Here is a 13,248-nt window from a genome sequence, read left to right as displayed (position 1 = left end):
AGTCAGCCCAGCGCTCGGTAAAGCTTGTCCAGGAGGTCCTCTTGGATCGCGGTGCTGGCCTGATCATCGAGGCCGCCGACGACCACTACGTGCACCGGGAAGGAGTAGTGGATGTCGGACGCGGGCGGTGGGCCAAAACGGGCGCTCGCCCCTTCGGCGGGCACGATTTGCTCGCCCTCGTGGACGACCGCGATGCCACTGCTGAGGACACGCACGCCCGGTCCGTCGCTCACTTCCCGCCTCCTGCCGCGGTGGTGAGCACCTCGAGGCAGATGCAGGTGAAAGTCGTCGTCGGCACGCCGTCGATGACCACGGTGTTGGCTATCGAGGTGATGTAGCAGTCGTTGAAGGCGACCTTGGCGTAGGTCCAGTCGTTACCACGCTCAGGTGAGAGCGAAAGGGCGAATGCCTCGCTGCGGCGGGCGATGTCGGTCAACTGCGCGACTGCCGGCCCCACCGCCTTCACAGCCATCGTGAAGGTAAAGGTTTGTGGCTGGACGACATAACCGACGTTGTCCGCCTCCAGGGAGTGGAACGGCTGGGTCGGGGTCGAGAAAGTCGGGTTAAAGGAGTCGACCGGTGAGATCGGCTCGGTCCCGCGCATAATCGTCAGGCGGGTGTCCCACTTCAGGGGGTCGGGCATCGGTGCTCCTGCGGGATGAGGGCCGGGACGGTGAGGACCGGCCGAAGGGCGGCTACGTGAAGACCAAGTCGATGTGGAGGCGGTGGATCGCACCCGCGTAGTCAACGGTCACAGTCATGTCGACGTTGCGGTTGGCCTGGGCGGCTTGGATCTGGGCGAGCTCGGCCGCCGAAAGCGAGGCCGGGTCCTTCTCGAGCAGCACAAGCAGCGGGATGGTGATGCCGTAGTCCTCGATCACGTGCTGGGAGACCAGCGGGGAGAGCACGGACTCGACGATCGTCTCGACGGCGCGAAGACCTGACCGGCTGATCCGCAGGTTGCCGATCGAACGGATCAGCCCAGCCTTGATGCGGAAGTTTGTATCGTCGAGCGTACGTACTACATCCACGTACTTCTTGTTCCCCTGCGACGGGTTGGCGGTGTACGCCTCGCCGAGGTACGTGCCCCGCCCTGGCAGCAGTACCGGGCTGGTCACCCAGTTGACGAATCCCTGGTCGAATGCGTCAATTTCGGTGTCGGTGAAGGCCGTGGTTTGGTTCAGCCGGATCGGTTTGAGCAGCAGCGATATGTGCGGCTCGTAGCCGGCCACCACGCCTGCCAGCGCCGCCGCGGCGTCCTCGTCGGACTTGTGCGCGATAAGGACCATGCGCTCGTCGCTGAGCGGCCCGGTGTTCAGAGCCGCAGCCGCGACGGCTGAGAGCTTCGTGTCGAGCATGGCGACGCCGATCCGCTCCTTCCCATCGCTCCCGGTGTTCGAGACTGTGTTCACGTGCGCTGCGAGCTTGCGCAGCGTGTCCTTGTTGGCGTCGTTCAGCGGTGTGTTCGCCAGTAGCACGATCTGCGCGTCTAGGGTGGATACCGCGGTTAGGGCGTCGTCCCATCCCGGGGTGGCGGCGTCGACTTGGACGCCCCAGATCGTCGTCGGTGGCGGTGACTGTCGGAACGCGATCGCGATCGCCGCCTCAAGGTCCGAGGGGGGTGTGCGGCCCAGGGTGATACTCACCTCGTTCGCGGTGGCCGTGGCCGCCTTGCTCAGAACCACGGTGGTGCCGTCGGTGATACTCACGATTTCCGTTTTATCCGCGACGCCCCGGCCGCTGACCGTCCGCCCGACATCGGCCGCGACGAAGGCGGCTTTAGCCGAGGTGAGCGTCGTGGTGGAGTTCAGCACGCCGTCGTCCACTGTGCGGCCTGGCAGGGAATATTCCTTGACGGCGTCCGCTGGGTCGGTGAAGGCGCGCGGCTCGGAGACCGGACTGCCTGTGCGGCCCCTCCCCACGATCGCGATCGTCCCGAAGGCCCGCGTCGCAGCGACGAACATGTCGCTGCGCGCGTTGACGTCGATGTACTTGACCGGCACCGTCATCGCCTCCCACGGGACTTCATGACCAGCCGGGCCCGGAGCCGCTCCAGCTCGGCCAGCTCCGCCGACGTGCGCGTCGGCTCGCCGCCCTCTGCCGTCCTGGCCTCCGTCGTACCGGCCGTCGCGGGACTCGGACGCCGACGCTTCGGGGCGGGGGTCGGTTGTGCCTCCGGTTCGGCCCCGTCGGTCTTCGTGCTCCGCCGCGTCGCGCGGCTGGGTTGCGCTGCGGGTTCGACCCCGGCGGCCTTGCCGCCGGGCTTGTCTGTGTCGGGCATGGAGGCTCCTTCTTCGGTCATGGACGTCTCAAGTGGTCTCGAAGGCAGCGACGATCCCCTCCGCGGCCAGCAGCCGCGTGACGTCGTCGTGGGTTGGCGCAGGCGCCGGGCCCTGGAAGGCGGCGTCGTCGAAGACCGCGATCCAGGCAGCGGCCGAACGAACGGCACCGCCCTCGTAGCTGTCCCGGAAGTTCTGGGCCGCGTCCACCTCCCGGCGGGCGGCGGCCACCCGGCGCAGGGCCGACAGAAGATCGGAGCCGTCTAGGAATAGGGCGCACACCCGCAGCGGGTAGGTGCGCCGCACGGCCGGGTCGGTGGGCACATAGACCGCGGGCTCGGCATAATGCAGTCGGTAGCCGAGGGCGGGGTCGGCTCCCGCCGGCGTCGCCACCTTCTGAGATGCCACCGATTCCAGCAGCGGCCCGCGGTCGCTGACCCGCACCGCGACTGCGACTTCCAGGCTGAGGTCGATCCAGTCGCTGGGCGCGGCGGCGGGTGCGTCGAGGGTGAGCAGCGTGTGTTCGGGCGAGGGCGTGATCCGCTCCCAAGTCCCCCGGCTGGTCCGCCCAGCCGCGATCGGCACCTGGTGTGAAAGACCCTGCACAGTGACCTGATCGACTGCCTCAAAGCCCAGCGACTCCGCCTCGTACACGCTGGTAAGCAGCGCCCGGGCACGCGCGAGGGCCGTGTCCCCCACCGGCACCAGCAGGTGCTGCACCGCAACGGGGTCGAGGTAGCGCACCATGAGGCGGTCGACGAGTCCGGACATAGCTCGACCCTAAGCTCGTGCCGTCACCCAATCGTCAAAGCTCCGTCACTGACCCGTCACACGCCCCCGTCGCGCCAACGCCCGGCCTGCCTAGGGTTCCGGTGGCGCGGACGAGCGCCCGGTCTGCTACCAGTCGGGGTCGAGCGCGAGCACTGCGCAGCACCCCGACATCCAAATTTTCCCCGATCAACTTACAAGCCGCTGAGCGACTAAAAACCCCATACGGGAGCCCCTAGCACACTGCTCGAACGCGTCTTCGAAGCATCCATTGACCCGGGAGACGTGGTTCCAGACTCAGCTAGGGTGTGTCTCCCTTATTGGCGTGGCCAGATAACGACGGCATGGAGGACAACGCCGGACAGTGTGAGTTTGTCGTAGCGGGTGGCGATGCCACGCCACTGTTTGAAGAGACTGAAGGATTTCTGACGGCATTGATGCCTACCATGCCGGACTACTTCGGCATATCCTTTCCGTCGGCAAAATGCGGCCTAGCGCCGGTCCTGGTCATTTTGCTTTCGGCGATCTTGAGCGAACTTTTGGCAAACACAGGTTGATTCCTGATTCTTGTGCAGCAGGATCAAGGCATCCGGGGTCCCCGTTCCCCGGGTAGTTGCCAGGGAGAACGTTCACCAAGCTCTCGGCTGACAACCTAGACGGACTCGCTGAGCGCCAAGATTGCGATCGATCAGGATGTGGGTCGTCGATGATTGAGAGTAAAAGGTGAAATGCCATGACCAACGATGATCGTCCGTCAGGAATCTCCGATGAAGACGAGTCGGACTCGTCAATGCCGTCCATGGGCACGCTAGTTATCCGCACATGGCACGAATCAAACCAGGAGCCAAGTTTTCGCGCCAGGGTTACTTATAGCCAAGTCCCGGGCGATGAGCCGGGCACCGCCTACAGTGCCAATCCGAACGAGGTCCTTAGCGTTGTGCGCCAGTGGCTCTTTGCCCAGTCTGCCCCTCCTAGCGAGGTCTAGCTATCTCTCCTTAGTTTGCAGTGTGGCTCCGACGATGATGTCCGCCACAAGGCGCCGAATGGCCTCCGAAGGCACCAGTCCCATATCCTCCTTCAGTTTCGCTTGATACTTGTCGAAAGCCCGAAGTGCGGCCGCATTGTTGCCCTGCTTCCGCTCAGTCTGGATGAGAAGTCCAACTGCACTTTCATAGAGCGGTTCAAGTTCCAATGCTGCCTCCGAGGCCTCCAAGGCAGACTCATAGTCACAGCGCGTCAGCGACTCCCGAGCAATGATCTGAAGTGCGTGGAGCCGGGCCTGCCGCAACCTGCTCTGTTCAAACAGCACCCAGTCGTCATACCAGCCCGGGAGCAAGTCGGCGTCCCGCAACTGGTGCAGACATGAGGCCACGTTTCCATTAAGTCCAGTTCGGCGCAGTTCCCGGATCTGCGCGCGGACCCGGTGCAGGTCGACATCGACCATTTCGCTGAGTGACAGCACCGTCCCACCGTTGATGAGCAGGCCGGGGACCTGCCGCGAGACGAGGTGGATGCTGACTCGCAAGCTTTCGAGTGCCCTAGACTCGCGACACTCGGGCCACAACAAACCAACCAGATAACCTCGTGGGCGGGGACCATTGATCGCCAACGCAGTAATGAGCCGCTGTTGCCGAGCTGCAACGTGCACGACCTTGGTGCCGCGGCAAAGTTGCCACGTTTGAAGCAGACTCAATTGAAAGCCACAGCCATCATTGCCCATGGGCACCCCCAAAAATCCAGCGCGGATCTGAAAAGCTGGAACAGTTAGCAACGACTTTCCGCAGCCAGGGCCGGGCTGTCAATGATCTGCGTCATCTGGCAGTTTTCCGAAGAACAATATGGGTGATCTCCAGCATCTTTGGGTTTCAGGAGCAACACCTGTCACGCGCGTGTCGGAAACAGAGAGTCCACTCCGGTCTCTGGCAGGCGTCTCACCTTCCCGCCCAGGAGCCATCTTCGCGCGTCTCCTGAAATCGGGGGTTTGCTGTCGGGAATGCTTGAGGATGTCGCCGAACTTCTGCTTTGAGTGATGATCAGTGGTCGAGCGGTTGCTGCCCGAGTTCGGACGGTCGACACGGGCAGCCGTTCCGGGTCACCGCCAGGTCGTTGAAGGGATCATTTGCCGGTACCGATGCGGCATTGCCTGGCGGGACATTCCCCGGAGTTTGGACCGTGGCAGACTGTTTGGAAGCGGCGGCACTGCCGTTACGCGCCCGACGAGATGTTGAAACCGGATCCGCGGGAGGCTTCTGGCCGCCGGCCTGATCGACTGGACGGTTTCGGTGGACTCGACCATCAACAGGGCCCACCGACACGGGGCGAACCTTCCCCGCACCACAGGGGAACTCCCGAATTACAAGGAACTGTTTGCTGAACCCTCCGACCACGCATTCGGCCGCTCCATGGGCGGACTGGGCACCAAGATCCATCCCGCCTGCGACGGCAAGGTCCGGCCATTGGCGATGATTCTTGGCCCCGGACGGCGACTCGCCCGTTCCAGTCGGCGTGGAACAAGTACGATCCTTCAGCCTCTTCAAAGGGTGGCGTGGCATCGCCACCCGCTACGAGAAACTCGCACTCATCTGGCTGCGCTTAGGCGAGACACCCTAGGCCGGTGTGATCGCGGCCTCGACTCCCGTGAGCAGTCTCCTCGCCGCCTGTGTTATCGCAGCCGAACCGTGGGCACGCGCGGCGGAAGCCGCCAGTGCCTCCCCTGGCTGGAGGCCGAGCTCTGCGGCGAGGAGCGCCCTGCACTGGTCGAACTGCCGCAGCGCGGCGACACGGTTGCCCATGCTGAAGTGGGCATCGATCAGTACGCGGTGGGCGGACTCCCGCAACGGCTCGGCCGCCACGACCGCCAGCGCCGCCTCGACGGCCAGGTGGGCTTGGCCATCTTCCAGCAGCGTTTGGGCCATCTGCTCCATTCCCTCCAGGCACAGCTGCCTCAGGCGCTCACGTTCTACTAGAACCCAGTCTTCATACCACCCCGGCAGTAGTTCACCTGTAAGCATGGCGGGGTCGACTGGAGGACCGCCTGCGAGTTGGGCGCGCGCGGCAGTTGCGGCGTCGCGTGCGTCTACTGAAACGTTCCCGTGCAATACGATTCGCGATCGGCTGGCATCGATCACCGGCGCCGCGTGGCCGGAATTGGTCCGCCAGATCGTGGATCGCAGGCAACCGGCGGCACGGCCGTCATCACGATCACCCCACAGCAAGCCTGCGACGTGTGATCGTAGGGCTGGCCGCAGCTGTAGTGCCAGGAACGCAACGAGCCGCTCGGCCGACGGCGGCAGTTCCAGTGGCTGCCCGTCAATGGTCAGTTCGAAACCTTCAAGCAGTCGCAACCGCACTTCAGGGGATGGCATACCACACAGAGTGCCCACCCTCGCGTTACACCAGCGTTATTGTGGCGTATCGGCCACCTCACGCAGCCACTCGTGCATCCTCTCCTCGATCTGAGAGAAACCAACGGTGATCTGGGCGCTATGATCGGCCTCGCCGGACAGGGATGACTGTAACCGGGCGACCACCTGCCCGTCATGCACCCACGCCCGCACGAGCATCACCCCCGACCGGTTGCTCTCAGTGCTCACATTCAAGACACTAGGGCATCCTCGTCAACACTGCGTGACGCCTGCGTCACGGTGTATTCCGTGGTGTCGGCTTTCCGCGCGGTCCAAACCAGCCAGCTGCTGAGCTACACATCGCGCCTGCTCACCGTTGCTGCTGGTTGGGGCTGACCATTGAGCGGTCGCGGTTCGTTGGCAGCGGAGACCGGCATCTGCGTTCCAATCCGGTGCCCGCCGCCTGAATCTGCCTGTCGTTCGCCAGCTGGCGCCCGATCTCAGCTCGCAGCCGGTGACGACCACTGGCGGGTCCGAGGGGCCCGCCTCTTCGCCTAGCCTGTCGGGGGCCGCGCCAACCGGACCGGTCGGTCGGGTCGGTGAGGTCGTCCGAGCCACTCTTGATGCAGTTGACTTTCCCAACTGCCGATGCAGGCTTCCACCGAGATACTCAAGCAGGTTCGCGGGCAGCATGCTTGGGTCTTGTCGGGTTGTTGACTGGCGTCTTACGACGGGTGCACACTCTTGAGTTGAGACCATCGGTGGAAATTACTACCCGGATCTGGGGCATCTCAAGACCTCCCGCCAGGGAGCCTAAAGGATTTCACCGACACAGCAAAAGGGGGACTTCAATGACCACCAGAAAGCGTTCATCGGGGGAATCAACGGCAGGTGACGAGGAGTTGCTGGCATCCTTACGGCAGTTCATCAGGACGAAGGGCGCCGACTATCTAGACGATCCGAACATTTCCTCGGTCGGTGTCGGCTACAAAGTCACCGAAGGCAAAGCGACGCGAGAGATCTCGCTGCAATTCACCGTCGACGAGAAGGTGGGACTGGAGGATCTGGAATCCCTGGACACGGTGGCGATACCAGAAACGATCGTGGTGGATGGCGTCGCGGTGCCCACTGATGTGATCGAACGCAGCTATGAGCCCGCGTTCCGGGTAGTGGCCGAAGCCGTCCCCCCGCAGTCCAAGCTCCGGGTCGACCCGATCGTGCCCGGCGTCAGCGTCGGGCACGTCAGGGTCAGCGCTGGCACTATCGGGTGCATCGTATATGACAAGAACGACGGCACACCGCTGATACTCAGTAACTGGCATGTACTGCACGGCCCCGCCGGCATTCTCGGCGACGTCGTCGTCCAGCCCGGCCCACATGACGACAACCGCATCGACGGCAACCGGCTCGGCCGGCTGAAACGCTCTCACCTGGGCGTGGCCGGCGACTGCGCGGTCTCCACAATCGAGGACCGTCGCTTCGAAGCGGCGATCCTTGACCTTGGTGTCGCGCCCGAACAGCTGGGCGAGCCCGAACTCGGCGACAAGGTGGTCAAAAGCGGCCGTACCACGGGCGTGACCCACGGGGTCGTGCGCCGTGTCGACACCATCGCCAAGATCAGCTACGGGTCCGCCGGGCAGCACGCCATCGGCTGCTTCGAGATCGGCCCCGACCCGGATAACTTGCCAGCGGACGGCGAGATCAGCAAAGGCGGCGATTCGGGTGCGGCGTGGATGTTCAAGGCTGCCAACGGCAAGCCTTCCAAGGTGCTCGCTGGCCTTCACTTCGGCGGGGAAACGGGCAGCAGTACGGACGAGCACGCCCTCGCGTGCCTGCCCCAGTCTGTGTTCGAAAAACTGGAAATCACCCTGCTGCCGCCCGCACCCGGGGAGGCGACCGAGGCGGCGCCCGGCGGGTACGCGCCCGGATTCCTCGGCGCCCGGATCGCACCGCCGGCGCTCATCGAGTCCCTGCAGGAGGACGCTGTCCAGTTCGAGGGGTCCGAGATCATCCCGTACACGCATTTCTCGCTCGCGCTGAGCAAATCGAGGCGGTTCGCCCGATGGGTCGCATGGAACATCGACGGCGGCACCCTGAAAAAAATCAACCGGAACGGCATCCCCTTCGTCAAGGACCCCCGGATCCCCGCCGAGTTCCAGAGCGGAAATGAGCTTTACAGCGGCAACCGAATCGACCGCGGGCACCTCGCGCGCAGGGCCGACCTGCTGTGGGGGGGCATGCCCGAAGCCCAACGCGCCAACAAGGACTCGTTCTTCTTCACCAACATCACCCCGCAGATGGACGATTTTAACCAAAGCAGCAAAAACGGGGTGTGGGGACGGATCGAGGACGCGGTGTTCGCCGATGTCGATGTCACCGATCTCAAGGTCAGCGTGTTCGGCGGGCCGGTCTTCCAGGACGATGACCGTGTGTACCGGGGAACACCGCTCCCACGCGAGTACTGGAAAATCCTCGCCTTCATCGAACAAGGGCAGCTGAAGAGCCGAGCGTTCCTGCTGACCCAGAACCTGAATCAGCTCGAGGCGCTTGAACTCGACGAATTCCGAGTGTTCCAGGTCTCCGTCACCGAAATCGAGGCACGCACACGCCTGCGATTCGCCGACGAACTGCGAACCGCGGACACTTTCGTGGCCCCCGAAGCGATCGGGGACCGGCAACCGCTCGACGATCTCTCCGACATCCAATGGTGACCGGCGCCGTCTCGCTTTCATCCGGGCGAACGGGAACAATTTCGTCCCAGGCAGCGTCCACGAACAGCGGAACAGTGGACCAGGGCTGGCCCTCACCGGCAGCCCGATCCAGGATCAGGGACGGATCATGAACGGCCAGGAGCGGGCGCGGCGCCTTGACGCCGTGGAGATCAAGGTCACTGTCAGGGGCGACGGCATCCCGGCGGCCGCGGAGGCCTTTGAACTTGAGCACGCCGAAAAGCAGCGCCGGACGATCTACTTCTGCGAAGATCTTGCCGGTCCGGACGGGCCCGCGGGACTCCCCCTGCTCAATCACGGGATTATTCTCCGGCTGCGCAGGAACAAGGGCCGCCGGGACGATGTCACTGCCAAGCTGCGGCCTTGCAAGGATTCCCAGCTCACACACCGGTGGATCAATGCCCGCAAGGATGAGGACTGGGACTTCCGTGTCGAGGGAGACTGGGCCGGTCAGCGCCACGTCGTCGCCGCGTCACTGGAAGCCAAGATTGAGGACGGCGTCTTCGACGCCGTAGTGGCAGAAGGCCGCGGGGTTCCTCTGGTGTCGGCCCAGCGCACCTTTCTGGAGGACTGTGCCCGGGTACCTGCAGATCTGTCCCAGCTGACCCCCCTGGGCCCCATTGACGGCACGAAATGGGAATTTGCCCGGAACGGGCAGAAAATATTCGCAGAGCAGTGGGTGGTTGGCGACGGGCTGCGTTTCCTTGAGTTATCCACCCGGGTCGGACCCGAGGAAGCTCCTGCCGCCCAGCAGGCCTTCGAAAACCTGTTCCGGGAACACGGCATCGATCTGGACCCGGCCCAGGAAACCAAGACACGCACGGTCCTGGAATACCTGGCAGCAAGGGCTGGGGCACCGAGGAGACTGCCCCCGAGGCTCTGGCCAACCGTAGTCCTGATCCGGCACGCGGACGTGACGTCCGGTGCCGGCACCGATCCTCCGCTTAACGCCACCGGCACCGCACGTGCCCAGGAACTCAGACACGTGCTCGGCGGTTCCGGGATCACGGCGATCTTCGTGACCTCGCTGCAGCGGACACAAGCGACCGCAAAACCGCTTGCCGAGGATCTCGGCCTGCAGCCGACCGTTCTGGACGACCCGGCACAGGTGGTCGAAGCGATCCGCAGCCTGACGGGATCCACGACGGTGCTCATCGTCGGGCACAGCAATACCGTTCCTGACTTGGTCGTACGGCTCGGCGGCCCAACGATCACGCCTATCGCAGCTAATGAATTCGAGCGGCTCCTTATCGTCACAAACGGCAGAATCTGCAACCTTCGGTACGGACAGGAGGCCGCCATGACGGGCTGGCAGCCGAAGCAACCTCCCTAGACACCAGGAACGCCGACGCCAGAGAAGCACCTCCGAGCTATGCGGCCCAACGATCACCCATATGAGAAGCTGTCCCGGGTTACCAGGGATTGGCGGCGGGGTTCATGGGGCCTCTTCCCCGATGTGCAGCTGCTGGTTGTACGCGCTGAGACACGTCATCTGAAGGAGTCTCCTTTCTGGCCATGAGGCCGTTGCAGACTTCCAGGCCAATATGGGTCAGCAGTTTCTACCCGGCCCCTTTGATGAACTCCCATCATTCCGTTTTTCACCGACCTGCCAACGGTACTGATGGTGTTTGTCGCCGTGAGGTTTGGTTCCTTGACACGCAATGGACGGACTCAATGGATGAAGGCGACCAGAGTATGGAAAACCAGTTGCTGGACCGGCATCCCGGAGTCCGGGAGCTTGTCTCCGCGTTGCCGGAGTTCATCCGGTGGCGGGGGCGGCTCGCGCCTGTTGTCGTTGATAACGAAACGTTCTATGTGGTCGGCGGGGACATGCTGAAGGACGACGATCAGGTGATTGTCGAATGGACGAGGCGTTTCAGGCCAGACCTATTGAGTGATTAGGCAAGCTTCCCGGAAATAAACGCGTGAAAATCCGGGAACAAACTCTGAATAAAGGAGAAGAACCCATGGCCAAGATCCAGCGTAACGAGCCGGCCGCATCGGGCGGGAAAGGGACCCTTTCAGTCGACAAATCCTTATCACGGACCCAACGCAGTGGAGTGTCAGGGACCGCGCCGGAGGACCGGCTGCCCAAAGTCACCATTGATGGCGAGGAGTTTTGGCGCGTGGAGGGCGACTACCTGCTCGACGTTGACCAACTGTTTATCTACACTCAACAACAAGCGGCCCTCCGCGAAGCCGTCCGGCTAGGGGAAAACGCCGCAGGCACTGCGGAGGTTGCACTATCCGATTCCTTTGTAGGCGTGAGCAGCGAACTGGTGGGGATTCTGCAAGGTTCTAAAATAGTCCGCTGGTCCCCGGGCACGACCCTGACATACTGCGTTCTCAGAAAAACATTCAATGACCAAGCACAGTATGAAGAGATAGCCGCGAACATGCAGACAGCGACAAGAGCATGGGAAGAAACATGCGGCATTAAGTTCGAGTACCGGAACGACCTGGACGGTAGCGATTCGCTGCGGCCACCGGTGGTGTTCCCCGTTCGCCTGGTAGATGCCTCTGGAGCATTCATCGCTGCGGCCTTCTTTCCGAACGACATCGTTAACCGGCGGCGGCTGCTGATCGACCCTTCATACTTCACCACCGGCTTCGATCATGTCGGAGTCCTCCGGCACGAGTTGGGGCACACCCTGGGCTTCAGGCATGAGCATATTCGTTCGCTCGCCCCGAGGGTTTGCCCGGATGAAGATTCCACGGACACTATCGACTTGAGCGCCTATGATCCGAAGTCGGTTATGCACTACTTCTGCGGCGGCGTTGGGTCCCGCGATCTGGCGATCACGGACGTTGACCGGGCCGGCTCACAGAAAGTCTACGGGCCCCCGTTTACGAGTTTCGAGCTAATCGACGCATAAGCGACTAAGACAGGCGTCAAGAGCGGCCCGGCCGTCCGGGAGCATCCGCACCCAGTTGCGCACTGGGCCCTCGTTGACGCCCCCGGCTGGGCGACTGGACGGCCCAGTCTAATCGCCCACTCAACGGACGTCGTCCTTGACGGCGCAACCAGACACACGGTGGATCACCGGCCCGCGGGGACCGGCTGCTCCACAATGCCTAGAAGCCGGAAAACCCATTGTCCTTCCTGGCAATCAGGCGGGGGTGGTGGCCACAAGTGGTACCAGGGAGCGGCCAGCCAGACCGTATGCAGCTGGTCGCCTCTGCGGTATGCGGGCGAGACTCGCGCGCATGGCGCCCAGCTCTGCGCGCCAGGCGGCACTGTTGAAGGCCTGCTGGTACAGCGCGATGCAGGTGCGCAGATGCGCTGCATACGCCGTGTGCAGCCGGTTCTCATAATGGGCAAGCACCGCGTCCTCCGGTGCACCCTCTTCGACAGCCGCAGCGCAGGCACAGGCCAGCAAAGCCGCACGAACAGCGTTTCCGGTCCCGTCTCCGCACAACGGGTCCACTGCCACGCCCCGGTCGCCGACCCGCAGCCGACCCGGCTCCGCTAACCGTGGTGCTAGTCCTGGGGCAGCCGGGAAGACCACGGGCCCAGAGGGGAACAGCCCGGGTACGGCGAGAAGCGGGCGCAGCGGAAGCGCCGTCGCCGCGAGGATATGGGTGAGTGTCGCTGCCGGGTCGGCGGGTGCTTCGGCGACCATGGCCTGTACCAGCATCCGGCCATTGGAGGCCGGCAGGGCGAACACCCATCCCTCCCGGACGGACGCAATCACTGCCGTATCACCCCCTGCCTCGGGGGCAGCATCGATCTCGGCTGCGATGATGCAGCGATGGCCCGCCGGACGGTTCCCTTCGTGCTCGCCGCGGGGACGACCACGGGCGTCCAGCACCCAACTGTGTTCCAGTGCGATCATGGGGCGGCCCGCAACGCGAGCCGTGAACTCGTGCTCGAGCCGGTCCAGCAGGGCTGCACCACCGACGCTCATCCCCGGGTCCGGCACGTCGACGGCCGCGGCGTCCCCCCACGCGACCCGACGTCGCCGAAGGGGTATGGCGTCGGAGAGCAGGTCGGACTGGCCCCACACTTGAGTCAGCAACGTGCAGGTGATCGGGTTGAGCAGCACGGCGGGCGGCATCACCGGCCGATCCCCACACAGCTCAACCGCCCAGCCTCGCTCCAAGAGCAGCGCAGCACAGGTGAGCCCA

General features: G+C 63.8%; 14 protein-coding genes and 1 pseudogene. 5 read left to right on the top strand and 10 right to left on the bottom strand.

Translation table 11 applies throughout. From position 1 onward, the window contains the following. Positions 1 to 2: 2 nt before the first annotated feature. From ASF98_RS08740 to ASF98_RS08715, 7 genes and pseudogenes are all read right to left on the bottom strand, one after another. Entirely contained in the window at positions 3 to 233 is a 231-nt protein-coding gene (locus ASF98_RS08740; RefSeq protein ID WP_055800359.1) for a hypothetical protein, read from the bottom strand. Beyond that, positions 230 to 643 carry a hypothetical protein gene (locus tag ASF98_RS08735; RefSeq protein WP_055800356.1) on the bottom strand — a complete coding sequence of 138 codons (414 nt, stop codon included), beginning with the start codon at positions 641 to 643 and terminating at the stop codon, positions 230 to 232. Before ASF98_RS08735 ends, ASF98_RS08740 begins: the two co-directional genes overlap by 4 nt. A gap of 52 nt (positions 644 to 695) precedes the next feature. Then, on the bottom strand, positions 696 to 2,003 hold the full coding sequence (locus ASF98_RS08730; RefSeq protein WP_200939331.1) for a hypothetical protein: 1,308 nt from the start codon (positions 2,001 to 2,003) through the stop codon (positions 696 to 698). A 2-nt stretch (positions 2,004 to 2,005) separates the two neighbouring features. After that, on the bottom strand, positions 2,006 to 2,281 hold the full coding sequence (locus ASF98_RS08725; RefSeq protein WP_055800350.1) for a hypothetical protein: 276 nt from the start codon (positions 2,279 to 2,281) through the stop codon (positions 2,006 to 2,008). 28 nt (positions 2,282 to 2,309) lie between these two features. After that, entirely contained in the window at positions 2,310 to 3,050 is a 741-nt protein-coding gene (locus tag ASF98_RS08720) for a hypothetical protein (RefSeq protein WP_055800348.1), read from the bottom strand. Positions 3,051 to 3,364: 314 nt separating this feature from the next. After that, positions 3,365 to 3,475: pseudogene (locus tag ASF98_RS24740) on the bottom strand (IS5/IS1182 family transposase); the annotation flags it as partial. Positions 3,476 to 4,032: 557 nt separating this feature from the next. After that, positions 4,033 to 4,767, bottom strand: coding sequence for an AfsR/SARP family transcriptional regulator (locus ASF98_RS08715; RefSeq protein WP_055800345.1), 735 nt, complete (start codon positions 4,765 to 4,767; stop codon positions 4,033 to 4,035). Between the two features lie 316 nt (positions 4,768 to 5,083). Here ASF98_RS08715 and ASF98_RS25160 point away from each other — a divergent pair, with 316 nt between their 5' ends. Continuing rightward, complete coding sequence (locus tag ASF98_RS25160) at positions 5,084 to 5,275, top strand: transposase (protein WP_200939330.1); 192 nt, start codon at positions 5,084 to 5,086, stop codon at positions 5,273 to 5,275. A 378-nt stretch (positions 5,276 to 5,653) separates the two neighbouring features. On the opposite strand, the gene ASF98_RS23675 is transcribed toward ASF98_RS25160, so the two are convergent. Both ASF98_RS23675 and ASF98_RS08705 read right to left on the bottom strand, forming a co-directional pair. Beyond that, positions 5,654 to 6,412: an AfsR/SARP family transcriptional regulator gene (locus ASF98_RS23675; RefSeq protein WP_200939329.1), complete on the bottom strand. Its 759-nt coding sequence runs from the start codon at positions 6,410 to 6,412 to the stop codon at positions 5,654 to 5,656. Positions 6,413 to 6,448: 36 nt separating this feature from the next. Next, on the bottom strand, positions 6,449 to 6,640 hold the full coding sequence (locus tag ASF98_RS08705; protein ID WP_156372348.1) for a hypothetical protein: 192 nt from the start codon (positions 6,638 to 6,640) through the stop codon (positions 6,449 to 6,451). Positions 6,641 to 7,242: 602 nt separating this feature from the next. Between ASF98_RS08705 and ASF98_RS24735 the strand changes: the two genes are divergently transcribed. From ASF98_RS24735 to ASF98_RS08685, 4 genes are all read left to right on the top strand, one after another. After that, complete coding sequence (locus tag ASF98_RS24735; protein WP_055800338.1) at positions 7,243 to 9,102, top strand: DNA/RNA non-specific endonuclease; 1,860 nt, start codon at positions 7,243 to 7,245, stop codon at positions 9,100 to 9,102. Positions 9,103 to 9,229: 127 nt separating this feature from the next. Continuing rightward, positions 9,230 to 10,453: a SixA phosphatase family protein gene (locus ASF98_RS08695; RefSeq protein WP_055800335.1), complete on the top strand. Its 1,224-nt coding sequence runs from the start codon at positions 9,230 to 9,232 to the stop codon at positions 10,451 to 10,453. A 341-nt stretch (positions 10,454 to 10,794) separates the two neighbouring features. Further along, entirely contained in the window at positions 10,795 to 11,022 is a 228-nt protein-coding gene (locus ASF98_RS08690) for a hypothetical protein (RefSeq protein WP_055800332.1), read from the top strand. A gap of 65 nt (positions 11,023 to 11,087) precedes the next feature. After that, entirely contained in the window at positions 11,088 to 11,996 is a 909-nt protein-coding gene (locus ASF98_RS08685; protein WP_055800329.1) for a matrixin family metalloprotease, read from the top strand. A gap of 234 nt (positions 11,997 to 12,230) precedes the next feature. Here the strand turns inward: ASF98_RS08685 and ASF98_RS08680 are convergent, their stop codons facing one another. After that, positions 12,231 to 13,181 (bottom strand): hypothetical protein, encoded by a 951-nt coding sequence (locus tag ASF98_RS08680; protein WP_156372347.1) that lies wholly within the window; start codon positions 13,179 to 13,181, stop codon positions 12,231 to 12,233. Positions 13,182 to 13,248 lie beyond the last annotated feature (67 nt).

Origin of the sequence: Arthrobacter sp. Leaf337, from assembly GCF_001423745.1 — a bacterium.
Lineage (GTDB): Bacteria > Actinomycetota > Actinomycetes > Actinomycetales > Micrococcaceae > Arthrobacter.
The sequence above is the reverse complement of the archived record's forward strand: the minus strand, read 5'-3'. Positions and strand labels throughout refer to the sequence as shown.